This is a genomic window from Rickettsia endosymbiont of Cardiosporidium cionae, from assembly GCF_015476335.1.
In the GTDB taxonomy this organism is placed as follows: domain Bacteria; phylum Pseudomonadota; class Alphaproteobacteria; order Rickettsiales; family Rickettsiaceae; genus JADHZC01.
This window is the reverse complement of the sequence record NZ_JADAQY010000002.1, coordinates 84,354-109,951: the sequence shown is the minus strand read 5'-3', so window position 1 is coordinate 109,951 and position 25,598 is coordinate 84,354. Positions and strand designations below refer to the sequence as shown.

The window sequence follows — 25,598 nt, the reverse complement described above, 5'->3', positions numbered from 1 at the left end:
TAGTGGTTGCTATTTTCTATTTTGTTTCTCTCTTATGAGCTTCTTTATATATACTATTCATATAAAATCCTGTACCAGCAGGTATTAACCTACCTACTATAACATTTTCTTTCAAACCTAATAACTTATCTACTTTACCCGATACAGCTGCCTGTGTTAGCACCTTTGTAGTCTCTTGGAATGATGCGGCAGAAATAAATGAGTTTGTTTCTAATGAAGCTTTAGTAATACCTTGCAATACCAATTCGTAAGATGCTGGTGTATTACCAGCTTTAATAGTTGCATTATTAATTTCTAACAACTGTTGTTTATCGATCACCTCTCCTACTACAATATTTGTATCACCAGAATCAGTCACTCTCACTTTCCTTAACATTTGTCTAATTATAACCTCTATATGCTTATTATCTATCTTTACCCCCTGTAATCTATATACGGATTGAATTTCTTGTATCATGTATTGAGATAATGCTTCAACCCCCATAACTTTTAAGATATCCTGTAATACAGGGTTACCATCTACTATGGTGTCACCTTTTTTAACGAAATCCCCTTCAGTCACGATTAAATGTTTACCCTTATTAATCACATACTCTAAACTATCTTCTGTAGTATCTGAAGTAATAATGATTCTACGTTTAGACTTATAATCCTTACCAAAACTTACATAACCATCAATATCAGAAATAACAGCATGATCTTTAGGGAAACGCGCTTCAACTAACTCTGCAACTCTAGGTAACCCTCCAGTAATATCTCTAGTTTTGCTTGATTCTCTAGGGATACGACCTAATATATCGCCTGCAAGTACTTTATCACCATCTAAGACACTTAATATCGTATTGATTGATAGATAGTGCTTCACCTCTAATCCATTAGACAGCTCTACCACGTTACCATCATCATCTAACAACTGGATACGAGGCCTTAAATCTACCTTTCTTGAATATTGTTTCGACTCAATAACTATTTTACTTGATATACCAGTAACATCATCCACAAAATCTTTAAAAGACACTCCATCTATCATATCCTTGAATACTACTATTCCAGATTTTTCTGTAATAATAGGTATATTATAAGGATCCCATTCTGCAAGTTTTTGATTTTTGTGTACTATATCACTATCTTGTACTATCAAATTTGTACCGTATGGTAATTTATATCTAGCTTTTTCACGTGAATCATTATCAGTTAACACTAGCTCACAAGAACGACTCATCACTATATTCATACCCTGAGAATTTTTAACAATATTAGCATTAATAACCTTTGCTATTGCTAAAAAATTTGCCTCTACAGAAGATACATCTACACCTTTAGTTGCGGCTCCTCCTATATGAAATGTTCTCATAGTGAGCTGAGTACCAGGCTCTCCAATAGACTGAGCTGCTATTACTCCGATTGCTTCCCCAACAGAAACCAATACCCCAGTAGCTAAATCACGCCCATAACATTTAGCACACACACCTATATTAGTTTTACAAAATATAACTGACCTTACTTTAAGTAAGTCTAACCCAGAAGATTCTATCTTATCTAATATTTCTTCATTAATCACTTCACCAGATTTAGCTAAAAGTTCATTGGTTACAGGGTGATAAGTATCCAACACGAGAGTTCTACCTAGTATTTGTTCTGCAAGTGCAACAGTAATTTCCCCTGAATCTATAACTGTTTTTACTTCTATTCCTTGCTCTGTACCACAATCTTCAATTGTAATAGTACAATCCTGCGCTACATCTACTAACCTTCTAGTAAGATACCCAGAATTAGCTGTTTTCAAGGCAGTATCTGTTAATCCTTTACGGGCTCCATGAGTAGAATGGAAATATTCACGTACGTTCAATCCTTCTTTAAAATTTGATATTATAGGAGTTTCAATTATTTCTCCGGAAGGTTTAGTCATTAACCCCCTCATACCAGACAATTGCTTAATCTGAGCTGCAGAACCTCTCGCGCCAGACATAGCCATCATATAGATAGAATTAACATTTTGTTGCTGAATTTGAGATTGCGACTCAGTAGAGTGAGTTCTACCTAAATCATGCAGCATATCATCTGCTACTTTATCAGTACATATAGACCAAGCATCTATAACTTTATTATATTTTTCACCAAAAGTAATTAAACCTTCTGAATATTGTCTCTCAAATTCTTTTGTTAAAGCTATTGTATTATCTACATGCTTAGATTTAGATTGCGGCACAATCATATCGTCCATACCAAAAGATATACCAGACTGAGAAGCATATTTAAAACCTAATTGCATCAATTGATCTGCAAATATTACGGTAGCCTTAGGACCGCAATATCTGTACACAGAATCAATAGCATTAGAAATATTTTTTTTTGTCATTTGTTGATTCAAAATTCTAAAATCAATGTAATGATTTTTAGGCAATAGTTGCCCTAATATAAATCTACCAGGGGTAGTATCAACTATAGATGGTATAAGTTCATTATTTATATTAAGCAATGAAATTCTACATTTTATTTTAGAATGTAAAGTAATCACATTATGGAATAGAGCATATTCCACTTCCTGTATATCATTAAATATTAAAGTGTTTCCATCAACATTATCAAATTCTAATGTTAGATAATATAACCCAAGAACTATATCCTTATCAGCTGATATGATAGGCTTACCATTAGCGGGACTCAAAATATTATTTGTGGACATCATTAAAATTCTAGATTCTACCTGAGATTCTAAAGAAAGAGGTATGTGAACCGCCATCTGATCGCCATCAAAATCCGCATTAAATGCTGCACATACCAACGGGTGCAACTGTATTGCTTTACCTTCTATTAATATAGGCTCAAACGCCTGAATACTAAGACGGTGCAAAGTAGGAGCTCGATTTAATAATACTGGGTGCTCTCTCATCACTTCTTCTAATATATCCCATACTTCAACTTTTTCTGCATCAACTATTTTTTTAGAATTTTTTATTGTACTAGAAATTCCATATAGTTCTAATTTTGAGTAGATAAAAGGTTTAAATAATTCCAGAGCCATTTTTTTAGGCAACCCACACTGGTGTAACTTCAGTTCTGGCCCCACTACTATTACAGAACGACCAGAGTAATCCACCCTTTTACCAAGTAAATTCTGCCTAAATCTCCCTTGTTTACCTTTTAGCATATCACTCAAAGATTTAAATGGACGTTTACTAGAATTTTTTACTACTTTTCCTTTACGACCATTATCAAACAATGCAACTACAGATTCTTGCAACATCCTCTTTTCATTTTTAATAATGATATCAGGTGCTTTCAGCTCCAATAGCCTCTTAAGTCTATTATTTCTATTAATTACCCTTCTATATAATTCATTTAAATCTGAAGTAGCAAACCTTCCTCCATCTAACATCACTAATGGTCTAATTTCAGGAGGGATAACAGGCAATACGTCCATAATCATCCACTCAGGTTTATTATCAGAAGCAAGAAAATCTTCTACTAACTTCAATCTCTTAGATAATTTTTTTTTACGAGTTTCAGAGTTAGATTGTAATATATCCTCACTTAAATTAGTCTTCAGAGACTTTAAATCCAGCTCTGATAGTAGCTGCTTAATAACCTCGGCGCCTGTTGATGCAACCAAATTGCTACCACTATAAAGATTCATTGCCTTATTATAAGATTCTACTGATAAAATATCCCCTTTACTTAAAGGCGATAATCCAGGGTCTACCACGATATATGTCTCGAAATATAATATTTTTTCTAGATTTTTCATAGTAATATCGAGCAAAGCACCAATCCTAGAAGGTAAAGATTTCAAAAACCATATATGAACCACAGGAGATGCAAGCTCTATGTGCCCCATCCTTTCTCTCCTAACTCTGGAGGATGTAATTTCAACTCCACATTTTTCACATATAACGCCCTTATATTTCATTCTTTTATATTTTCCACACAAGCACTCATAGTCTTTTACTGGACCAAAAATACGTGCACAAAATAACCCATCTTTTTCTGGCTTAAATGTACGATAATTAATAGTTTCAGGTTTAGTTACTTCACCAAATGACCAGGCTCTTACTTGCTCAGGACTAGCTATATTTATTCTAATTTGATTAAACTGCTGAGTATTAGAAACCTGACCTAATACATTAAATTCCTTAAACATATATAACAATACCTAATAACTTATCGATAAATTAATTTTCACTTTGATCAGTGCTAGATCCATTACTTTCTTCTAACTGTATATTCAAACATAATGACCTAAACTCTTTCATCATAACATTGAACGATTCTGGTATACTAGATTCGAAATTTTTATGACCTTTTACCATAGTTTCATAAGTTTTAATTCTGCCAATCACATCATCAGATTTTATTGTAAGCATTTCTTGCAATGTATAAGCTGCTCCATAAGCCTGCAATGCCCAACACTCCATTTCTCCAAATCTTTGTCCTCCAAAATGAGACTTGCCTCCTAAAGGTTGCTGTGTAACTAAACTATACGGGCCTGTAGATCTAGAATGGATCTTATCATCTACGAGATGATGTAATTTCAATAAATATTTATAACCTAATGTAATATTACGATCAAACAAATCTCCTGTTCTACCATCAATTAACTTTACTTGGCCAGAAAGATCTTGATTAGCTAACTCTAGCATATCTTTTATATTCTGAATTTTAGCTCCATCAAACACTGGAGTAGCAAAAAATACTGATTTTTTTATAGATTGACAAAAAGATAAAAATTCTTCATCCCCAAGAGTTTTGAGTTTTTCTAATTCAACGTCTTTACTGTATATATTATAAACGAACTGCCTGATAGACTCGATATCATATCTATTATGATAATAAAGATCTAATTTCTCTTGGATAGATTTGGCAAAATTTTTTCCTGCCCACCCTAAATGTGTTTCTAAAATCTGTCCTATATTCATCCTAGAAGGAATCCCTAGGGGATTCAATATAACATCAATTACTTCACCATCTTCTGTAAATGGCATATCCTCTACCGGTACTACCTTAGATACCACCCCTTTATTACCATGCCTCCCTGCCATTTTATCTCCTGGTTGTAACTTATATTTACTTGCTATAAATACTTTTACTATCTTTAAAGCCCCTTGTGCAATATTATCACCTATTTGAATTTTCTTAATTTTGGCATCTATTTTATTATTCAGAGAATTTATACTATTATCATAATGTTTTTTAATGCTGTGGATTTGATCCATAACACTAGTATCTGCTATAGATATATCACAACATTGGCTCAACGTTAGTGACTTCAAAGATTCACTACTAATAACCTTACCAATATCAGTATAATGTGTATTACTAGATGAAATTTGATTAACCAATAATTGTTTAATTCTTATCAATATGAAGCTTTCAATTATCTTAATCTCATCATGTTGATTTTTTAATAATTTTTCTATTTCCTGTTTTTCAATAGTCAAAGCTCTTTCATCTTTTTCTATTCCTCTTCTTGAAAAAATTCTCACTTCCACTACAGTACCAGTAACACCAGGTGGTACATATAATGAAGAATCTTTTACATCTGCTGCTTTTTCTCCGAATATAGCACGCAATAATTTTTCTTCTGCGGTAATAGCAGATTCAGTTTTTGGAGTCACCTTACCTACTAAAATATCTCCTGACTTTACTTTTGCACCTATCCTTACTATACCTACCTCATCAAGATGCCTTAAATATTCTTCACTAACATTCGGCATATCACGTGTAATTTCTTCTGGTCCTAACCTGGTATCACGAGCTACAACTTCAAATTCTTGAATATGAATTGAAGTAAAAACATCATCCTGTACTACTTTTTCAGAGACAACAATTGAATCCTCAAAGTTATAACCATACCAAGAAATGAACGCAACAAGTACATTTCTACCTAGTGCTATTTCACCCTGATCAATAGCCGGCCCATCAGCGATAACAGTACCTTTTTTTACATATTCACCAGAAGATACAATAGGCTTATGATGCACGCAGGTATTATGATTAGATTTTTGAAATGTCAATAGTTGATGTATATATACACGAGGAGTTCCATATTCATCGTATTCATCTGCCCTTAATACTATTCTAGTACTATCAACAAACTCTATTACCCCATCATTCAATGCCACAATAGCAGAGCCTGAATCTCTAGCTACACTGGACTCTATACCTGTACCTACAATAGGTGCTTCAGTAGTGACTAACGGTACAGCTTGCCTTTGCATATTGGATCCCATCAATGCACGATTAGCATCATCATTTTCTAAAAATGGAATCAATGAAGCTGCTACAGACACAACCTGCATAGGAGTTAAATCAATATAATCTACTTCTCCTGGCTTACATATTACTAAATTACCTGAATCTGTATAACATCTTACTACATCTTCAGTTATAACATTATCTTCATTTATTGATATATCAGATTGTGCTATCTTATACTTACTTTCATCGATTGCAGAGAGATACACAATATTATCAGAAACTACTCCTTGCTTTACACTACGATAAGGACTCTCTATAAAACCATATTTATTAATTCTTGCATATATTGCTATTGAATTGATTAATCCAATATTTTGACCTTCAGGAGTTTCGATAGGACAAATACGGCCATAATGTGTAGGATGTACATCTCTTACCTCAAACCCTACTCGATCTCTACTAACACCTCCAGGGCCTAAAGCAGATAAACGCCTTTTATGGGTGATTTCTGATAAAGGATTAGTCTGATCCATAAATTGAGACAATTGGGAAGTATTAAAAAACTCTTTTATAACAGATGTAAGCAACTTAGAATTTATTAATTCATTAGGCATAACAGTAGCAACATCTAACATAGACATTCGTTCTATCACTGCTTTTTCAACTCTAACCAAGCCAATTCTAAACTGATTCTCTATTAATTCTCCTACTGATCTCACCCTCCTATTTCCAAGATGGTCTATATCATCCACATAACCTCTAGCGTCCTTTATATCAATCAAATATTTTATAGTATGTTTTATATCATCTAAAGTTAAACAAGTATTCGATATATCTATATTTAGACCTATTCTAGCATTAATTTTTATTCTACCCACTTCAGAGAGATCATATCTATCAGGGTTAAAAAACAAATTTTTAAATAGATTTTTTGCTAAATCATTACTAACTGGCTCTCCAGGCCTTAATATCTTAAAAATATCAACTAAAGCAGATTCTTGATTGTAATTTTTATCAGATAATAAAGAATGCCTGATATAGGCATCACTATACACAGGATAATTGAGTACAGAAAACTCCTTCAAATTATTTGATTCAATTAATTCCAGCAGATTTTCATTTAGCTGAGTTCCGATTTTAATAATTACTTCTCCTGTTTTAGCATCTATAATGTCCTGAGCTGAGTATTTAGAATAGATAAGATCTTTACTTACAATAAAACGCTTTAATCCTAGATCTGCAAATTTTTTGGCTAATCTAGGAGTGATTTTTTGCCCTGCAGATAATACAACCTCCATATTATCTGCATTAACTAAATCATATGATAAGCGCTGAGATGTAAAACCAGTATGTAAAAAATCTGTTACCCACTCATTTTTATCATTTAAGTAATAAGTATTGGAATCATAAAAAGCACTAATTATATCTGTACTGCTCATACCAAGTGCCATCAAGAGTGATGTAATAGGTATTTTTCTTTTCTTATCTATTCTAAAAAATATGCAATCTTTAGCATCAAACTCAAGATCTAACCATGCTCCTCTATAAGGTATGATTCGTGCAGAGTATAAAAACTTGCCTGAAGCATGAGATTTACCATCATCATGGTAAAAAAATACTCCTGGAGACCTATGCATTTGAGAAACAATAACACGATCTATACCATTAATAATAAAACTACTATTAGGGGTCATCAGAGGAATATCTCCAAGATACACTTCTTGCTCCTTAATACCTTTAATCTCTCTTACACCAGTATCAAGATTATTTTCCATAATGACAAGATTAACTAGGATCTTTAATGCTGCTACATAACTAGCACTACTTTTTCTGCATTCATCAATATCATTTTTAGCATCTTCAATAATATACCTAACAAATTCTAATATTATATTATTACCAGAATCTTTTATAGGGAACATACTAGATAAAACTGCTTGTAATCCTTTATTTTTACGCTGAGATTCAGCAATTTTTAACTGTAAGAAATTTTCTTCATAAGATTCTCTCTGCACTTCTATTAGGTTAGGCACATCTGTTATTACTCTTATCTTACTGAAATCTTTCCTAATACGTGGTACAAATTTTGATTTATCATTCATGATAATAACGATCCCTCAATATCTATTAACGACAGAACTAACAATTGAATATAACAATCTAAACATCATGTAAAAATGGTTTTTTAATCCATTTAATATATTTTATTTAGCTTAACAATACACCCTAATTTTATAAACACTATAACTAAAAACCACTCACCCAACTATAAAAAACAACTAAGACATAACTGAACAACAATTTCAACAATTCATCACAAAGCGAGAAGCAACTTGAGCACTACAGTATTACAACACACATAGAAATAGTAAAAAAACCCGCTCTATAACAAGCGAACTAAAACAAATTCAAGTAAAATATTGCTTAAACATCTAGAAAAATAAAGTGTTACCAGATACAAATAATAAACGCAGTAACTTAAACTAAGTTACTGCTTAGAATCCCCTATATCACTTCAACTCCACTTGAGCACCTGCTTCTTCAAGTTTAGATTTAAGTTCTTGTGCTACATCATTACTAACAGCAGATTTAAGCACGACAGGCGCTTTTTCTATTAACTCTTTTGCTTCTTTCAACCCAATAGATAATACTGCCTTTACTACCTTAATCACCTCAAGTTTTTTAGCGCCAAACGAGATTAAGGTAACATCAAACTCTGTTTTTTCCGCGACTTCCTCAACTTTAGATTCAGTTGATATAGGAGCAACAGATACAGCCGAAGCACTCACTCCCCATTTTTCTTCTAATACTTTAGATAATTCTGCGGCTTCAATTATAGTCAAAGAAGATAAATCTTCTACTAATTTCTCTATATTTGCCATAAGACTTAATTACACCTCAATTTTTATTTTTATAACTAATAATCATATAGAGCAGCTTACACCACTATCCAATACATTCACAAAAAAATAAAAAAGTTAAATTTTATATTAGTTTATGTATATAAACAACAACAAGCCCTATCTACAGCCTACTACAACTATTGTAAGAATAATATATAAATATCCTAAAAATACAAGTACAATAAACATTATCAGATAGGAATTTTACGATTTTTCTGAATATAATTTACACAATTTAGCAATATTGGAGTAAGGAGTTTTAATAACATTTATTAATTGCACAGCTGGCAATTTTAGTAAGTTACTAATTCTTGCTCTCAACACATCTAATGATGGTAATTTCGCAATTTCCATTATCTCTGTTGGATTGAATATTTCACTATCAATAACTGCGGAGACAATCTTTAAAAACTGAAAATCTTTACTAAGGTCTACCACAGTCTTTATTGGGCTTAAAGATTCTTGAGAATAAACCACAGCAGTAGCACCACTAAAAAACGATTCATTATGTATAAAATTTGAATTTAATGCTGCAATCTTAGATAATTTATTATGTATAATTTTGATTTTAGTCTTTTCCTTTCTCAGAGAATTACGCAACAACGTAAGATCTGCAACCGTTAAACCTTGATACCGTATTATTATTATACACTTCATGTCAGAATATATTTTTTGCATATTTGCAATAAACTGAGATTTATTAGTCTTTAACACCTTAATTCCTTCTAATCTAAATAAACAGTTATTAACACTTAATTGATATACTAGACAAGTCTATTTTTACAGATGGCCCCATAGTGGACGACAAAAATATTTTTTTTAAATAACTACCTTTGATATTATCTGGTTTAGCTTTTACAATGGAAGTTAAAAAACTATCGATATTACTTACAAGATCAGCTATTATGAATGATATTTTACCTAATCCAGAATGAATAATACCAGACTTATCTATTCTGTACTCAACCTGTCCATTTTTAATATTTCTTATTGTTTCCGGCAAATTTGTAGTCACTGTACCCAATTTAGGGTTAGGCATTAACCCTTTAGGTCCTAAAATCTTAGCCACAGGCGCAACTAAAGACATCATATCAGGCGTAGTAATGCACACATCAAAATCTATAATAGATTTTTTAATATTATCTATAATATCCACAGAACCAGCCATATCAGCTCCTGAATCTAATGATAGTTTTATATTATCATCCTTACATATCACAGCAACTTTCACTGATCTGCCTGTGCCTGCAGGTAACACCACAGTGCCACGCACCATCTGAGAAGAATTTCTAGGATCTACACCCAATTTTATAGCTATATCCAATGTTTCATCAAAATTCACAAAACTGAATTTTTTAATAACAGATACAGCATCTTCGATACTGTAGAACTTATCCTTATCAAACTCCTGAAACACTTGTCTTAATTTTTTACCCATATCATTAACCAACAATAATGCAATAGTATTCAAATAACACTTAATATAATATCTTTATTCACTGTAATATCTTTATTCCCATAGAATCAGCAGAACCCTCGACTATTTTAGCTGCTGCTTCTATATCATATGCATTTAGATCTTGTAATTTTATTTTTGCAATTTCTAAACAGTCTTGTTTAGAGAGATTAGCAATATAATCTAATTTTTTAGTTGCAGCTGAGCCTTTAGTAATATTTGTATATTTCTTCAAATAAAAAGATACAGGAGGAGTTTTAGTGATAAAATCAAATGTCTTATCAAGATACACTGTAATAACTACAGGTACAGGGGTATTCTCATCCATTTTACTAGTGGCTTCGTTAAACAGCTTACAAAAAGACATAATATTCACACCTCTTTGGCCTAAAGCAGGCCCTATAGGGGGGCCTGCTTTAGCATTTCCTGCTGGTACTGTTAGTTTAATATATCCAGAGACTTTTTTCTGAGATTTCATAATAAAAATACTTTTTGTAAATATTTAGCCAAGCTAAAGACCATTTTACAGATTTTAAAAAAATATGCAAGATTTATAATGAACTTACATTTGATATCAAGCAATGATTTATCACTACTTAGTAACTTGAGTAAAATTCAGTGTAATAGGAGTAGCTTTACCAAAAATCGATACAGAAATTTTCAATCTTTCTGTAGATAAATTAACTTCTTCTACGATACCAGAAAAAGAATCAAAAGGGCCATCTGTTACCGTAACCTTATCCCCTACATTGTAAATGCTAACATTATTTGCGGCATCAGATTCTTGCTGCAACTGCTTAAAAATACTTTGTACCTCTTCTTTTGTAAGAGGTTGAGGGGTGGTTTTACTACCTAAAAAACTTGTACCTTTAGAAATATGCTTAACTAAATAGAAAGATTTATCGTTCATTTCCATATTTACTAGTATATATCCAGGCATTACCCTTTTTTCTACTATAATTTTTTTACCATGCCTTATATCTGGTACTTCTACTATAGGCAACACAATATCTTTGAAATATTGCTGCATATTACTTTTAATAATCTGCTCTTCCAAATTTGACTTGAACTTCTTTTCAGAACCTGCAATTGTCTGCAATATATACCAATTATACATACCAATTATTCAGTGTAATTATTATTTGAAATTATTTTAAATGAATTATAAATTGTATTGCATGATGTATTAAATAATCAATAAATAAAATAACTACACTACAACAAAAGACTGCTATTACCACTACCAATACCAAATTAAACAATTCTTTTCTATTTATCCAATGAATTTTTTTAAATTCTTGATACAACTGGAATAGAAATTTATATAACGAAGATTCCCTTATATGCTTCATATGCTACCTAAAGAGCAGGAGAGACAGGGCTCGAACCTGCAACCTTCGGTTTTGGAGACCGACGCTCTAACCATTGAGCTACACTCCTACAAAAATAATTTACAATATACATAACACTAACCAATATACCTGATAAATATTCAAAATAAAAGCAGATAAAATTACTGACTCTTACTATATATATTTAATACCTTAAACCAAATTAACAATAATTGCACATACAGTGAAATAAACACTTATAGCAAGAAATCTCAGACTAAAACTATACTAATGGTCGATTCTATTTAAATTATTAACAAATGTCAATGAACCGCAAAAGCCAACAGTTCATACAAATTGTAATTATCAATATAAAAGTTCTATTATATTATCTTACGCTACAAATAATTACTAAATAAATCTTATACAGACCTATTTAGTAATTATTTGATTCACAATATTATTCGGCACTTGATCATAATGAGAAAATATCATACTGTACTGGGATCTGCCTTGAGATAAAGAACGCAAGTTATTCACATAACCAAACATTTCCGCAAGTGGTACAAAGGCATTAATTACTTGTATGTTATTGTTCTGCGTCATATCATTTATTTGTCCTCTACGAGAATTTAAATCACCTATCACATCACCCAGATATTCGTCAGGAGTAATAACTTCAACTTTCATAATAGGTTCCAAGAGTTTTGGTGCACATTTAGGTATTATTTCTTTAAATGCATATTTTGCAGCAATTTCAAAGGCTAATACACTAGAGTCCACATCATGAAATGCTCCATCTATCAGTGTAGCTTTAAAATCAACCATAGGATATCCAGCAATAATACCTGTATTCATAATTGTTTTCAACCCCTTCTCTACTCCAGGTATAAAATCTTTTGGTATTACTCCACCTACAATTTTACTCATGAATACAAACCCATCTCCTGGGGAAAGAGGTTCAAACTCTATTTTAACTCTAGCAAATTGACCTGCCCCCCCAGTTTGTTTCTTGTGTGTATAATCAACGACTCCAAATTTAGTAATAGTTTCACGATAAGATACCTCAGGTGCTCCTATATTTGCTTCTACTTTGAATTCTCTTTTCATTCTATCAACTAAGATCTCAAGATGTAACTCTCCCATTCCACTAATAACAGTTTGAGAAGTTTCTTGATCTGTTCTTACCCTAAAAGAAGGATCTTCAGAAGCTAATCTTGAAAGGGCTAACGACATTTTTTCTTGATCTGATACAGATTTTGGTTCAATAGCCAATTGAATTACAGGCTCGGGGAATTCAATTTTTTCTAATAACAAATTAGAATCAATTTGTCCCAAGGTATCACCAGTAGTTGTATATTTCAATCCGGCAATCGCTACTATGCTACCAGCGGCTGCATATTTTATATCTTCACGATTATTAGCATGCATCAATAATATTCTACCCACACGCTCTTTTTTATTTTTTGAAACATTCAAAATGGTATCACCGGAATTAATCTGACCTGAATAAATTCTAATAAAAGTCAATGATCCTACAAATTGATCACTCATAACTTTAAAAGCCAATCCTATGAAGGCATTTTGTATATTACTCTGAATATTCACTAATGAATCAGTTTTTTTATCTATTGCATTAACAATTTTTATTTCATCAGGGGATGGTAAATATTCAACAATAGCATCCAGAAGTGACTGTACAGCTTTATTTTTGAATGCACTTCCACATAGAATAGGGATAAATTTTCCACTAACAGTAGCTTGCTTTATAACTTTTTTAATAGCATTCACAGATAGTGGTTCAGCTGCAAGATATTTTTCCATCAATTCATCATCCAACTCAGATAAAGAATCTAATAAACTAGCTCGATAACTATTTGAGATTTCTACCAAATCATCAGGGATAGGCTTATGAGTAAATTCCAATCCATAAGATTCACTAGACCAAACAACAGCATGCATTTCTATCAGATCCACTACTCCTACAAAATTTTCATTACTGCCTATAGGCAAATGTATTACTAGAGGATTAGAAGATAATCTATCTTTAATCATACGCACACATCTATAGAAATCGGCTCCAGTACGATCCATTTTATTAACGAAACATATTCTTGGTACATTATGTTTATCTGCCTGACGCCAAACAGTTTCAGACTGAGTCTCTACACCTGCGACACCATCAAAAACTGCTACCATTCCATCTAATACTCTTAAAGACCTTTCTACTTCTATAGTAAAATCTACATGACCAGGAGTATCAATAATGTTAATCCTTTTATCTTGCCAAAAGCAGGTAGTAGCAGCAGAGGTAATAGTGATACCTCTCTCTTGTTCTTGTTCCATCCAATCCATAGTGGCCCCACCTTCATGTACTTCTCCTATACTATAAGACTTTCCAGTATAATATAATATACGCTCAGTGGTTGTAGTTTTACCAGCATCAATATGTGCACAAATGCCTATATTACGTATATCAGATAACTTATAATGATTCGACATATCAAAAATTTATAACCAATTAAATATATTTAGTAATGTACAATAATAACAACGGTAGACTAGATTTTAAAATCTAGTCTAAATGCACGAAATGTTATACAATAGATATCTGTTTGTATCATAGGACATAAAAAAGCTAGAGCTACTCATTTATCCACAATAACAAACGAAATACCACACGAATTTCAGCACTTAATTTACAAAAATTCTTATAAATATGCTATAATTAACAAAAGTTAATGACGCGATAAACCCCTCTGTGCAAAATGCGCAAAAGCTTTGTTAGACTCAGCCATTTTATGCATATCATCTCTCTTTTTTATAGCACTACCTCTATTATTAAACGTATCAAATAGTGCCTCAGATAATTTTACTACCATACTACGGCCAGGATAATTACTAGCTGCAGCAATTAACCAACGCATAGATAAAGTATTCCCTCTAACAATATTGACCTGTACAGGAACTTGGTAGGTAGTACCACCAACTCTTACAGGAGTTACCTCAAGTTCAGGCCGAATATTCGAGATGCTTTCAGTAAACACTTGAAATGCATCAAGGCTATATTTGTCTGAGACTCTATCAAGTGCTTGATACACTATAGATTCAGCAAGAGCCTTTTTCCCGGATTGCATTATATGATTTATAAATTTAGCTAATAAAACACTATTATACCTAATATCTGGCTTGATAACCCTTTTTATAGCCGAATGACGACGAGACATAACTAATTCACATAATTAAATTATAAAACATAAGAGCAATACATAATACATTACTAAACAAAATATTTTTTGAACCTAGCAATGAAAATAAAACGCAGATCATTACAACCCGGTATCTCCAATGATGGAGATTCTAACCAAATAATAAAACAATGTCAATGAATCTATTTTAACAGTAGCAAACAGATACCACTGTACTCCTATTAATCAATCTGTATTGCGATAGGACAATCTAATAGCAAAAGATTTTGATGCTACTTTTAGGCATGGATATTTATCTCTACCAATGCAGGTATTAGTTAGCTAGTATTGTAGTACAGCTATGATTACTCCAACGCTATTACTAAAATAACCTTGTTAATAAAAAAAACAAAATGCGAAGAAGAATTTTATGATCAGCTATAACACCACACAAAATTACGATCATATTCTAGTTTTTTTCCCTTTTGCTGTAGGAAGCGGTGAATTATACATCCCATGGTTCAAATATTTTTCTTCTAATATTTGTTGTAGATATGCGGAATTAAAAGGTAGAGGACGGCATTTTCATGAAAATGCTTTTGACACGATAGAGGAGTTAATTGATGATTTTTTTCCAAAACTATATACTATACTTGATAAAGCATTTAGTTTTTTTGGACATAGCATGGGAGCTCTTATTGCCTTTGAGCCAGGCAAATCATTGTATAAAAAATTTAATATTGTACCTTGTCATTTATTTGCCTAAGGGTTTAGATCTCCAAGTCTTATGCATAATAGAGAATATATACACAAAATACCTAAAAAAGAACTGTTTCAAGAAATACAAAAACTAGGAAGACTAAAAATGTATTCTTCAATTAAAATAGAAGATTTTGAACCATTTTTTCCTACCATTTATAGCGATTTTAAATTATGCGAATTATACAAATATCATAATGATGATAGTTTTAAATTACCATCTAAAATAACTATTCTATGGGGAGATTCAGATGAATATATACAAAGTGAAAACATATTATTGTGGAAAAATGAGAGTTCCTTGCCAGTAAATTTTAAAAAATTTCATGGTGGGCATTTTTATATTTGGGAAAATATATTAGAAATAACATCTTTTATTAACAATCAAATCAAACAGAGGGAAAATTTATGAATTGTACTGAAATTAACAAAGATACAATAATTAAGAATATGGAACTCAATATGCATCAAAAGCTACAATATATTCCATCAAAAATATCTACTATGAGCATAAAAAATATAGAACAAACTTTAGTAGTGGATTCTGGTATGGCGACAGACACCTTTAATACAGCCTATGGTGACTCATCACAAAAACAGTTGCAAATGATGTAATGCAATATTATTTACAGAAAAAATTGCCAGTGGCATGGTGGATTGGACCATTTTCAGCACAGAATAAAGATTTAGAAAGCAATATGCAAGAAGCAGGTTTCGTACATGATGAACTTAATATAGGCTGTATTGTGATTTAGATCAATATAACCTAAAGCATTATCCAATACCTGAGATACTAACTATTAAAGAATGTAGCAGTGATAAACATTTTACAGATTTTGGTAACGTGCCGCTTCTATTTTTGAACCTACTTGTGAGCATGTGAAAAGCTTCTATAAAAAAATTTCATCTATAATACCTGATCAATCAAGGAAGAATTTAAGACTTTTCATTGGTTATGTAAATGATAGGCCTATATCAACAGCTGGTGTTTTTATAACTGATGTTGCTGGAATTTATGATATATCTACTCATCCAGAAATGCAAAATAAAGGCTATGGTTCTGCTATGTTTTATACGGCATTAAAGTTTGCTCTAGATAACGGTTTAAAAGAAATAGTATTACAAGCATCTGAAGATGGTTTGGGTATATATAAAAGGTTTGGATTTGAAGAAATCTGTGAATTTAATGTGTGGAGTAATAAAGATAAATTATAAATGGTTAATGTGGAGTGATGGTATGAAAAATTCTTCTTTAAGAATGATATTAATTTACTTTTATTTAATTTTAATTGCTTGTAATTCAGCTTATACTGATACCAGCTTAGAAAATTTAAAAAAGCTTTGTGATGCCTATGGTGTTAGTGGTTTTGAAGGCGATGTAAGAGAAATATTATCTAAATACCGGACAGAGCATAAAATTCAGTACGAAATTGATGGAATGGGTAATTTAATAGGTAAAATTCCTACGCACTCCAAAAAAAGCTTACTTATTTAAAAACAATCCAACTATGTATACTAACTGTTCTTACGCAATTAAGTAATATCTCAAGATCTACTACTTTTTAACAATTATTGATCAGATTTAGATATATTCTAGTTTATAAGAATTCTACTACAGCTTTAGAACACAATTTATATAATATTTTTGAACATACTAAGATTAGATCATTTACCTATATTTCTTACAGTAATTCTTTCTAAATAAACATAATGATTCTACACTTTAGCACATCTAAGTTATATATTCTTAATCAAAGATAGAATCTTTATTATTCTTTAAGCCTGAAATTATCATGTTTATAAGAAAATGATACATCACCCCAATTAATCTAAGATAGATAGAATTGAAAACTTATTTTGTTAATCAGATGTAATAACTTATACGTATGGATTATTAGTTTTTATAAACTCTAACCTGATAGGGGTTGAATATAATTTAAAATCTTTTATTAATTCACTAACTAAATATTTTTTATAACATTCTGTAATATTCTCCGGATCATTTGTGAATATTTTAAAACTTGGAGGTCGCGTTTTATTTTGAGTCAAATATTTAATTTTCACTCTTCTTCCTATTTTTTTATTTATAGGTAAAGGATGTTTTTTTAATAATTTAGCTATCCAATTATTAATTTTGCCTGTTGAAATACGCATATTCCAATTCTCATATGCCTTAATTACAGTATTAAATACTTCATGGATATTTTGTGATTTTTTAGCGGATATAAAAGTCACATAATAGTTTTTCATTTGAGGTAATTTATCGCTCAATAAATTATGAAATAACTTTTGATAATTAATTTTATCTGATATTAAATCAATTTTATTGATTAAAAACACTATCCCACGCCCTTGCGAAGCAGCGTAATTGGCTATTTTACAATCTTGAGATTCTATACCCACTTTGCTATCTAGCATGAGTATTATGATATTGGATAAATTTATTGATTTAATACTATCTTGATAAGAATACTGCTCTAATGTATTTAAACGAATAGATGATCTTTTTTTTAATCCTGCTGTATCAATAATTTTAAGTTTATAACCATTATGTTGGTGATATATATCGATTGATTCTCTAGTAGTACCCATTTCTTCACCAGTTATCACCCTATCTTGTTTCAATATAGAATTAATGAATGTAGACTTGCCTACATTAGGTCTGCCAGCAACCGCTAAAGATATTATATTATCACTTGCAGTATCAATCGGTATATTTATATTTTTTGTTATAGTAGTATTAACTAATGTTTTACTCTGTAAAAAATCTTTCCACTCTTCTAATAAGAATTGATATATATCTATAATACCGACTCCGTGTTTTGCTGATATTGCTACCATTTCTTTTCCTCCTAACTTGTAATAGTCTAGTTCGTGGTAAAAATTTGCCTCTGATTTATTAACTATTAACAAACAACTTTTATGACATTGTCTAATAAAATTTGATATGTAGTGGTCTACAATAGTTATAGGATTTTGATCAACTACTAAAAATACCAAATCAGATTCAATGATAGCTAGCTTGGTCTGTTCTAACATTTTTAATTGTAATGATTCATTAGGTTGGTTACTAACGATGCCTGGTGTATCGACTATCCTAAAATTAATATCTTTCAGACATGCATCTGAATATTTCCTATCTCTAGTAGTACTAACAGTATTATGTGTTAGGGCCCTAGATGATAAAGAAAAACGGTTAAATAATGTGGATTTACCAGTATTGGGCTTCCCTACCAGAGATATAAGTTTCTGCATATACAGCTTCAGACAAATAATAAAATCAATAAATACGTCTTAATGATATAGTATAATGAACAAAATTAAATTTTGCCAAAAATTAAACTAACATTGGTACCACCAAACCCAAATGAATTTGATAATACATAATTCAGTTTTGATTCTTGAGCTTCAAATGGTACCAAATTAATCTTGGCAGAATCTATAGGATTATCTAAATTTAGAGTAGGAGGCATAACTTGGTCACGTAGTGACAATACAGAGAATATCGCTTCAGCGCTTCCTGCGGCGCCTAATAAATGCCCGGTAGCAGATTTAGTAGATGACATAGAAATATTTTTATTATCCTCAAACAACTTTTGCACCATATTCAGTTCCACTTCATCCCCTAACTTAGTAGAAGTACCATGAGCATTGATATAATCAACTGAATTAGGATTTAATCCTGCATCATTCAGTGCATTATTCATAGCACGATAAGCACCTTTGCCACTAGGTGCAGTTATATGATAAGCATCACCAGTGAGGCCATATCCCAACAATTCTGCATAAATATTGGCACCACGTTTTAATGCATGTGAATACTCTTCTAGTACTAATATTGCTGCTCCTTCTCCCATGACAAAACCACAACGATCTTTATCCCAAGGCCTAGAAGCAGCCTTAGGATTATCATTATAATTTATAGCTAATGATCTTGCAGCAGCAAAACCAGCAACACCTACTGGTGTAATAGGCGCTTCAGCTCCACCTGCTATCATAACATCTGCATCTCCATATTTAATTATTCTACCAGCATCACCTATAGCGTGAGCACCTGTAGAACAAGCAGTAACAACTGAAGTGTTAGGACCTGAAAATCCATATTTAATAGCGACATGCCCTGGTAGCAAATTAATCAAAGCTGATGGTATAAAATAAGGGCTAATCTTAGATTTATCACTAGAATGAAAACTAACTGAAGTATTTTCTATAGCGCCAAGACCACCAATACCAGAACCAATAATAACTCCAGTGCTATTTTGATCATGCTCATTATCAGGTGCCCAGCCACTATCAGCAATAGCTTCTGTAGCAGCAACAATACCATAATGGATAAATTTATCCATTTTATGTAAATCTCTTGGCGCAACAAATTTTTCTATATCCAGACCATCTATATAGGCGGCTATTTTACAGGATATTTTAGATGTATCAAAATAATTTATTTTTTTTACTCCACTGACAGAATTTAAAATATTTACCCAAGTATCCCCTACATTAATTCCTAAAGAATTAACTAAGCCTAATCCAGTTACTACAACTCTTCTTATCATATAATTTTCAAATTAACTACACAGATATTTACTTATCACTATTCATTTATCGAAATACACTATGTTACTCAATTAACTGATACATTCTAAAATAAAATATCGAGTGATATATTTTAATTCATAACACCCTTAATTTACTATTAAAAATTATAAATCATTGCCAGTTTTACTTTTTATGTAATTGATCAAATCTTCTACAGTCACAATACCCTCAGACTCTTCTTCACTAATATTACACCCAAAAGCCTCTTCAAAAGCCATCATTAATTCTACTGTATCTAAACTATCTGCTCCTAAATCAGATTTTAATTTTGACTCCAAAGTTACTTCAACTTTTTCTTCTTTTAATTTAAGAGTATCTATTATCATTTGAATTACTTTCTGTTCAATACCTTCTTTCATAAACAAAACCTCGTTAAGATTAACTATAATATTATCCAAAATTAATAAAATTTCAACTTATAATATGAAATATAACCTTTATGGATAACATCTATCAATATTTTTTATTATCCAACACACTAAACCATTAACATACCTCCATTGACATGAAATGTTTGACCTGTTATATAAGAAGATAACGGACTAGCTAAAAATGCTACAAGATTAGCAACATCCTGTGCTTCTCCGAATCTTTTTTGCGGTATTTTTTGGAAAATTTGTTCTTTTTGACTCATGCTTAAAATATCTGTCATGTCTGATTTTATAAACCCTGGTGCAATCGTATTAACGGTAATAGACTTATTCGCAACTTCTGCAGCAAAAGATTTTGACATACCAATTAAACCAGCTTTAGATGCAGCATAATTAGCCTGGCCTATATTACCAGAAATAGCAACCACAGAACTAATATTAATAATACGACCAAATCTATTTTTCAACATTTTTTTTATTGCTTCTCTATTCAATATGAAATTGGCCTTTAAGTTTACTTCTATTACTTCAGTAAAATCATCATTTTTCATCTGAATAGATAATTTATCACGTGTGATACCCGCATTACAAACAATAACGTCAATATGATCTATTGAATTAACTAATTCACAACAGGCTTTTTCATTTTTCAAGTCACACGGTTTAATATAACAACGATCACCTAACTCACTGCAAAGTTTCTCTAATTTTTCAATATTGGTACCCGTGATATACACAGATGCACCCAATTCATACATTAATCTGCTAATAGCAGCACCTATAGTTCCAGAAGCTCCTGTAACTAGAATATTATAATTATCTAATTTTATCATATACCAGAATATTAAAATAAATTATTTAGTATGCTAATAGAGTGTTATCTATAGTACAGATTCGTTGTTTAAACCATTTTCAGATTTATTATTCGAAACATTTTGTAATAAAAATTCTTGATTATTTTGACAAAATTTTCCCCTGACTTTTCTTTCAATTTCGCTATATAAATCTTGATGTTCTAGTAAATATCGTTTTACATTTTCTTTCCCTTGGGCTATTTTATTGCCTTGATAAGAAAACCAAGAACCTGACTTCTCAATCAATTCAAGTTTAACGGCAAAATCTATAAGTTCCCCCTCTTTCGAGATACCATGTCCATATAATATATCAAAGTCTACTACCTTAAACGGAGGCGCTACTTTATTTTTAACAATTTTTACCCTTGTTTGATTACCTACAATCTCATCCTTATCTTTAATGGTACCAATTCTTCTAATATCAATTCTAACAGAAGCATAAAATTTAAGTGCATTGCCTCCCGTAGTAGTTTCAGGCGTACCAAACACAACGCCTATTTTCATCCTTATTTGATTAATAAAAATTATGATAGACTGAGTTTTAGATATAGATGAAGTCAATTTTCTCAGAGCTTGACTCATAAGTCTAGCCTGCAAACCCATATGTGCATCACCCATTTCGCCTTCTATTTCTGCCTTAGGAACCAACGCAGCTACACTATCTACTATTATCAAATCCACTGCACTAGACCTTACTAAGGTATCTACAATTTCTAACGCTTGTTCTCCGGTATCAGGTTGAGATAGTATTAATTCGTCAATTTTAATTCCAAGATTTTTAGCGTACAAAGCATCGAGAGCATGTTCAGCATCAATAAACGCGCAACTACCTCCTGCTTTTTGGCACTCTGCTATAGCGTGCAATGCTAATGTAGTTTTTCCGGAACTTTCAGGACCAAATATTTCAATTATTCTTCCTTTAGGAAAACCTCCTACCTCCAATGCTATATCCAGCCCTAAAGAGCCAGTAGAAATAGAATCGATATTCGTTTTTCTATGCTCTCCAAGTTTCATTATAGAACCCTTACCATGATTTTTTTCAATCTGATGTAATGCCACTTCTAACGCTTTCTGTTTGTCCATAATATTTTATCTTTTTAACCTAAGAACGTCATATAAAACTAAAAAAAATTATATAATTACCAAAACACACAATAGCTACCACTCATTTTATATGACAGTATAAATCCATATAAAATACTAGTAATAAATTAATAAGCAACATTACAACCAGATATTAATTAATCAACTCCTAACATTAAATATTAGGAGTTACTTCAATATATTCAAGAAACTTACTAATAACAATCAATAAGGATATTAGCTGAATTAATTTAAAAGTCAATCTACATAAAAATAATCTAACTCAAGATAACCATCTACAATACTAGAAAAAAAATTAGTAATAACAGCTTATATTGACATATTCATGACTTTATCTAGAGAATCCACTAACTTATTTTTTATTTCCACCACAGTTTTAAGAGTATGGGTTGCCTCATTTGCTGTTGTCATAACATCGATAACTGAAGTATTTTCATTACTTAAGCTAGCGGCAGCCTGCTCTTGTGACTGTAATATGCGCTTTAAATCACCAAGTATGTTATGGTCATTATTGCTAGCAATATCATGAGTACAATGTAAAGACGATGTAACAGTAGAAGTAGGAATTTTTGAATTATTTATTTTATTAAATTCTGCATTAACCATGTTATGGAATTTAACTGGGTCGTGTGAATAAACATGACATAAATTATTAAGATTTTGAAAATAAGTGCTATACATATTATTTACGTTCTGAAAATAATTACAGCTACTTGGTATCAACTGAATGTCCATAATAATCGAAATATTTTGTTAAAATTAGATTTTATTATAAGTAAGAATTGAAGAATATTAATCTAAGTGATACCATCATCTTATCAACTCAATGGTTTTACTAATCAAAGAATTTGAAATTTCCATGACAAATAAATTCGCCTCATAACTTTTCTGAGCTTCACTTATATCAGCTTTCTCAATTTGCAGTATAACATTCGGATATGCAACATATCCGTTAGCGTTCGCTTCTGGATGACTCGGATCGAATTTTAAAATAAATGGTGACTTGTCAAAAGCAATGTTTTTAATTTTAGGAATATTGAAACTCTTTTTTTTATTATATTGATTAAATACCAATAATCTTCTTCTAGAATAAGGATTTTTATTCAATCCACCAGATGTAGAGTCACTATTTACTAAATTTTCTGTAGCAATTTTAATTCTCGTAAGCTGAACAATATTTCCGTACACAGCCAACTCTATTGCATGCTTTAGATAATCTTGTTTTGCAAAAGTAACATAGGGGATGCTGGTTAATGTCATAACAACAAAAAAAACAAATTTCTTATAAAACTTCATTTACTTACCTCCTAATACTGATAGAAACAAATTATTTAATGCAGAGTAGGCTCTAATAGCAACATTATAGCTTTGTTGATTTTGTGATATCTCACTCATCTGCTGATTCATGGATACATTATTACCATTTGGCTTAGTCTCGTAGGAATTTTTTATTTTATTTATCTTATAATGGATACCATTGATACCATTTGGCCCCATATTCTTTGACCCTATATGCTTGGCAGAAGTTGTAGATAAACAAAATACATATCTTTTAGGTGCTGCTTTCACTAGATTCCCAGTATTATCGGCCATAGATACATCTTTCGCTTTGTAATTTGGAGTGTTTAAATTAGCTATATTTTCACTCAGGGTTTTATGTCTTAAAGAAAGAAATTCCAGATATTGCTTGATTAAACTAGATGTATTTACACCCTTTACGGTATTCTTATTACAGGGTACATTTTGAGTAGTTTTTACTCCACCACGCACTGCTGCAACTACAGTGCAGGCGCTATACTGCCCTGCAACAGCCAATATAAAACACAGCATGAATGCAAATTCAATAGCAAGCTTTAGTCTTACAAAAATACACATAACAAACAAAAAATCTAAACTTTAATAATTACCACATGGATCATCAACATCTTCGCGACGCAGAGCATACCAATAACGATAATCATGATCAATTTGTAATTAAGTAGTTTATTAAAAATTTGCTCTATGTGTAATAAAAATACAAGTAATTTGTAATCAGATATTAGATATGGATAACAAAAATCTATAGATTGATTTCAAATCCATCATATAATGGCTGAATATTGTTTGGTAGCACATCTTGTATTTTATGATAGTCAATTGTGTGATGCATACCAGTTAGCAAGATATTATTTGGTGTATATTTTTTATTCCAATCGAGTATCTTATCCAATCCTGCGTGTGAATGATTATGTTCATATCCTATACAATCCAGTACCCAATAATTAATGTTATATAAATATTTTTCTGATTCTTCAGGAAAAGATTCCACATCGCAAGAATATACAAAGTCATTAATTTTGATTCCAATACTGTTAATTTTTCCATGATGTTGAGCAAAAAACTGAATCTCTAGATTTTTTATATTAAATCTTTCATAGAAATTGCATGAATGTATCTTTAATTGATTATTTTTAAATAGATAATCATGTCTTTTTTTAAGTATCTCAGTTGTGCTATAATCAGTGTAGATAGCTAATGCTGAATTATTTATGCAGGAAAATATTCTGATATCATCTATCCCAGCAACGTGATCTGCATGGTAGTGGGTTAGAATTGCTGCATCCAATTGCGATATACGTTCTCTAATTAGCTGCTGCTTGATATCACAACCAAAATCCACTAACACCTTGGTGTTTTCCGTATAAATATATATTGCAGATCTGGTTCTTTTATTATAGTCTGAACTAGACTTACATACTGTACAATTGCATCCTATAATGGGTACACCAAGAGAAGCTCCGCATCCTAAGATTTTGATCTTTAACATGTGTTAGTTACTCATTCATGCTACTTAAAATA

25 protein-coding genes and 1 tRNA gene are annotated in these 25,598 nt (G+C 31.3%); 6 read left to right on the top strand and 20 right to left on the bottom strand.

Going from position 1 to position 25,598, the window contains the following annotated elements:
• Positions 1-16: 16 nt before the first annotated feature.
• From rpoC to rpsG, 11 genes are all read right to left on the bottom strand, one after another.
• A complete protein-coding gene (gene rpoC / locus IHI24_RS01760; RefSeq protein ID WP_194966353.1) occupies positions 17-4,141 on the bottom strand; it encodes a DNA-directed RNA polymerase subunit beta' in 4,125 nt (1,374 codons plus the stop codon).
• A gap of 31 nt (positions 4,142-4,172) precedes the next feature.
• Positions 4,173-8,300, bottom strand: coding sequence for a DNA-directed RNA polymerase subunit beta (rpoB, locus tag IHI24_RS01755; protein ID WP_194966352.1), 4,128 nt, complete (start codon positions 8,298-8,300; stop codon positions 4,173-4,175).
• Positions 8,301-8,708: 408 nt separating this feature from the next.
• Positions 8,709-9,080: a 50S ribosomal protein L7/L12 gene (gene rplL / locus IHI24_RS01750; protein ID WP_194966351.1), complete on the bottom strand. Its 372-nt coding sequence runs from the start codon at positions 9,078-9,080 to the stop codon at positions 8,709-8,711.
• A 225-nt stretch (positions 9,081-9,305) separates the two neighbouring features.
• A complete protein-coding gene (rplJ, locus tag IHI24_RS01745; RefSeq protein ID WP_267463599.1) occupies positions 9,306-9,815 on the bottom strand; it encodes a 50S ribosomal protein L10 in 510 nt (169 codons plus the stop codon).
• A gap of 31 nt (positions 9,816-9,846) precedes the next feature.
• Positions 9,847-10,539 (bottom strand): 50S ribosomal protein L1, encoded by a 693-nt coding sequence (gene rplA, locus IHI24_RS01740; RefSeq protein WP_194966465.1) that lies wholly within the window; start codon positions 10,537-10,539, stop codon positions 9,847-9,849.
• Positions 10,540-10,597: 58 nt separating this feature from the next.
• Positions 10,598-11,035 carry a 50S ribosomal protein L11 gene (gene rplK / locus IHI24_RS01735; RefSeq protein ID WP_194966349.1) on the bottom strand — a complete coding sequence of 146 codons (438 nt, stop codon included), beginning with the start codon at positions 11,033-11,035 and terminating at the stop codon, positions 10,598-10,600.
• A 114-nt stretch (positions 11,036-11,149) separates the two neighbouring features.
• Positions 11,150-11,674 carry a transcription termination/antitermination protein NusG gene (gene nusG, locus IHI24_RS01730; RefSeq protein ID WP_194966348.1) on the bottom strand — a complete coding sequence of 175 codons (525 nt, stop codon included), beginning with the start codon at positions 11,672-11,674 and terminating at the stop codon, positions 11,150-11,152.
• 31 nt (positions 11,675-11,705) lie between these two features.
• Positions 11,706-11,909: a preprotein translocase subunit SecE gene (gene secE / locus IHI24_RS01725; RefSeq protein ID WP_194966347.1), complete on the bottom strand. Its 204-nt coding sequence runs from the start codon at positions 11,907-11,909 to the stop codon at positions 11,706-11,708.
• Positions 11,910-11,924: 15 nt separating this feature from the next.
• A tRNA-Trp gene (locus tag IHI24_RS01720) sits at positions 11,925-11,997 on the bottom strand.
• Between the two features lie 323 nt (positions 11,998-12,320).
• Positions 12,321-14,390, bottom strand: a complete 2,070-nt coding sequence (fusA, locus tag IHI24_RS01715; protein WP_194966346.1) for an elongation factor G — start codon at positions 14,388-14,390, stop codon at positions 12,321-12,323.
• A gap of 236 nt (positions 14,391-14,626) precedes the next feature.
• Entirely contained in the window at positions 14,627-15,115 is a 489-nt protein-coding gene (rpsG, locus tag IHI24_RS01710) for a 30S ribosomal protein S7 (protein WP_194966345.1), read from the bottom strand.
• Between the two features lie 391 nt (positions 15,116-15,506).
• Here rpsG and IHI24_RS01705 point away from each other — a divergent pair, with 391 nt between their 5' ends.
• From IHI24_RS01705 to IHI24_RS01680, 6 genes are all read left to right on the top strand, one after another.
• Entirely contained in the window at positions 15,507-15,842 is a 336-nt protein-coding gene (locus IHI24_RS01705) for a thioesterase II family protein (protein WP_194966344.1), read from the top strand.
• 21 nt (positions 15,843-15,863) lie between these two features.
• On the top strand, positions 15,864-16,247 hold the full coding sequence (locus IHI24_RS01700) for a hypothetical protein (RefSeq protein ID WP_194966343.1): 384 nt from the start codon (positions 15,864-15,866) through the stop codon (positions 16,245-16,247).
• Positions 16,244-16,450, top strand: a complete 207-nt coding sequence (locus IHI24_RS01695; RefSeq protein ID WP_194966342.1) for a hypothetical protein — start codon at positions 16,244-16,246, stop codon at positions 16,448-16,450. Before IHI24_RS01700 ends, IHI24_RS01695 begins: the two co-directional genes overlap by 4 nt.
• Complete coding sequence (locus IHI24_RS01690) at positions 16,450-16,590, top strand: hypothetical protein (RefSeq protein ID WP_194966341.1); 141 nt, start codon at positions 16,450-16,452, stop codon at positions 16,588-16,590. Before IHI24_RS01695 ends, IHI24_RS01690 begins: the two co-directional genes overlap by 1 nt.
• Positions 16,591-16,714: 124 nt before the next feature.
• Positions 16,715-17,050, top strand: a complete 336-nt coding sequence (locus IHI24_RS01685; RefSeq protein WP_194966340.1) for a GNAT family N-acetyltransferase — start codon at positions 16,715-16,717, stop codon at positions 17,048-17,050.
• On the top strand, positions 17,013-17,330 hold the full coding sequence (locus IHI24_RS01680; RefSeq protein ID WP_194966339.1) for a hypothetical protein: 318 nt from the start codon (positions 17,013-17,015) through the stop codon (positions 17,328-17,330). The genes IHI24_RS01685 and IHI24_RS01680 overlap by 38 nt, the downstream gene beginning before the upstream one ends.
• A 383-nt stretch (positions 17,331-17,713) precedes the next feature.
• Here IHI24_RS01680 and der read toward each other — a convergent pair whose 3' ends face one another.
• The 9 genes from der to IHI24_RS01635 all read right to left on the bottom strand — a co-directional run bounded on the left by der (position 17,714) and on the right by IHI24_RS01635 (position 25,566).
• A complete protein-coding gene (der, locus tag IHI24_RS01675) occupies positions 17,714-19,090 on the bottom strand; it encodes a ribosome biogenesis GTPase Der (RefSeq protein ID WP_194966338.1) in 1,377 nt (458 codons plus the stop codon).
• A 65-nt stretch (positions 19,091-19,155) separates the two neighbouring features.
• Positions 19,156-20,388 carry a beta-ketoacyl-ACP synthase II gene (gene fabF, locus IHI24_RS01670; protein WP_194966337.1) on the bottom strand — a complete coding sequence of 411 codons (1,233 nt, stop codon included), beginning with the start codon at positions 20,386-20,388 and terminating at the stop codon, positions 19,156-19,158.
• Positions 20,389-20,535: 147 nt separating this feature from the next.
• Positions 20,536-20,790 carry an acyl carrier protein gene (gene acpP, locus IHI24_RS01665; RefSeq protein ID WP_194966336.1) on the bottom strand — a complete coding sequence of 85 codons (255 nt, stop codon included), beginning with the start codon at positions 20,788-20,790 and terminating at the stop codon, positions 20,536-20,538.
• 119 nt (positions 20,791-20,909) lie between these two features.
• Positions 20,910-21,635, bottom strand: coding sequence for a 3-oxoacyl-ACP reductase FabG (gene fabG / locus IHI24_RS01660; protein WP_194966335.1), 726 nt, complete (start codon positions 21,633-21,635; stop codon positions 20,910-20,912).
• 48 nt (positions 21,636-21,683) lie between these two features.
• Complete coding sequence (gene recA, locus IHI24_RS01655; protein ID WP_194966334.1) at positions 21,684-22,739, bottom strand: recombinase RecA; 1,056 nt, start codon at positions 22,737-22,739, stop codon at positions 21,684-21,686.
• A gap of 330 nt (positions 22,740-23,069) precedes the next feature.
• The gene (locus IHI24_RS01650) at positions 23,070-23,495 is read right to left on the bottom strand and encodes a flagellar hook-basal body complex protein FliE (RefSeq protein WP_194966333.1); all 426 of its coding nucleotides are present in this window, start codon (positions 23,493-23,495) and stop codon (positions 23,070-23,072) included.
• A gap of 75 nt (positions 23,496-23,570) precedes the next feature.
• Positions 23,571-24,056 (bottom strand): flagellar basal body rod protein FlgC, encoded by a 486-nt coding sequence (locus tag IHI24_RS01645; protein WP_194966332.1) that lies wholly within the window; start codon positions 24,054-24,056, stop codon positions 23,571-23,573.
• The gene (gene flgB / locus IHI24_RS01640) at positions 24,057-24,635 is read right to left on the bottom strand and encodes a flagellar basal body rod protein FlgB (protein ID WP_194966331.1); all 579 of its coding nucleotides are present in this window, start codon (positions 24,633-24,635) and stop codon (positions 24,057-24,059) included. It lies immediately after the preceding gene.
• A 184-nt stretch (positions 24,636-24,819) separates the two neighbouring features.
• The gene (locus IHI24_RS01635; RefSeq protein WP_194966330.1) at positions 24,820-25,566 is read right to left on the bottom strand and encodes an MBL fold metallo-hydrolase; all 747 of its coding nucleotides are present in this window, start codon (positions 25,564-25,566) and stop codon (positions 24,820-24,822) included.
• Positions 25,567-25,598: the final 32 nt, after the last annotated feature.

Coding starts and splice junctions, on each gene's coding strand:
- rpoC (WP_194966353.1), bottom strand. CDS start 4,141: ATGTTTAAGGAATTTAATGTATTAGGTCAGGTTTCTAATACTCAGCAG.
- rpoB (WP_194966352.1), bottom strand. CDS start 8,300: ATGAATGATAAATCAAAATTTGTACCACGTATTAGGAAAGATTTCAGT.
- rplL (WP_194966351.1), bottom strand. CDS start 9,080: ATGGCAAATATAGAGAAATTAGTAGAAGATTTATCTTCTTTGACTATA.
- rplA (WP_194966465.1), bottom strand. CDS start 10,539: ATGGGTAAAAAATTAAGACAAGTGTTTCAGGAGTTTGATAAGGATAAG.
- rplK (WP_194966349.1), bottom strand. CDS start 11,035: ATGAAATCTCAGAAAAAAGTCTCTGGATATATTAAACTAACAGTACCA.
- nusG (WP_194966348.1), bottom strand. CDS start 11,674: ATGTATAATTGGTATATATTGCAGACAATTGCAGGTTCTGAAAAGAAG.
- secE (WP_194966347.1), bottom strand. CDS start 11,909: ATGAAGCATATAAGGGAATCTTCGTTATATAAATTTCTATTCCAGTTG.
- fusA (WP_194966346.1), bottom strand. CDS start 14,390: ATGTCGAATCATTATAAGTTATCTGATATACGTAATATAGGCATTTGT.
- rpsG (WP_194966345.1), bottom strand. CDS start 15,115: ATGTCTCGTCGTCATTCGGCTATAAAAAGGGTTATCAAGCCAGATATT.
- IHI24_RS01705 (WP_194966344.1), top strand. CDS start 15,507: ATGATCAGCTATAACACCACACAAAATTACGATCATATTCTAGTTTTT.
- IHI24_RS01700 (WP_194966343.1), top strand. CDS start 15,864: ATGCATAATAGAGAATATATACACAAAATACCTAAAAAAGAACTGTTT.
- IHI24_RS01695 (WP_194966342.1), top strand. CDS start 16,244: ATGAATTGTACTGAAATTAACAAAGATACAATAATTAAGAATATGGAA.
- IHI24_RS01690 (WP_194966341.1), top strand. CDS start 16,450: ATGCAATATTATTTACAGAAAAAATTGCCAGTGGCATGGTGGATTGGA.
- der (WP_194966338.1), bottom strand. CDS start 19,090: ATGCAGAAACTTATATCTCTGGTAGGGAAGCCCAATACTGGTAAATCC.
- fabF (WP_194966337.1), bottom strand. CDS start 20,388: ATGATAAGAAGAGTTGTAGTAACTGGATTAGGCTTAGTTAATTCTTTA.
- acpP (WP_194966336.1), bottom strand. CDS start 20,790: ATGAAAGAAGGTATTGAACAGAAAGTAATTCAAATGATAATAGATACT.
- fabG (WP_194966335.1), bottom strand. CDS start 21,635: ATGATAAAATTAGATAATTATAATATTCTAGTTACAGGAGCTTCTGGA.
- recA (WP_194966334.1), bottom strand. CDS start 22,739: ATGGACAAACAGAAAGCGTTAGAAGTGGCATTACATCAGATTGAAAAA.
- IHI24_RS01650 (WP_194966333.1), bottom strand. CDS start 23,495: ATGGACATTCAGTTGATACCAAGTAGCTGTAATTATTTTCAGAACGTA.
- IHI24_RS01645 (WP_194966332.1), bottom strand. CDS start 24,056: ATGAAGTTTTATAAGAAATTTGTTTTTTTTGTTGTTATGACATTAACC.
- flgB (WP_194966331.1), bottom strand. CDS start 24,635: ATGTGTATTTTTGTAAGACTAAAGCTTGCTATTGAATTTGCATTCATG.
- IHI24_RS01635 (WP_194966330.1), bottom strand. CDS start 25,566: ATGTTAAAGATCAAAATCTTAGGATGCGGAGCTTCTCTTGGTGTACCC.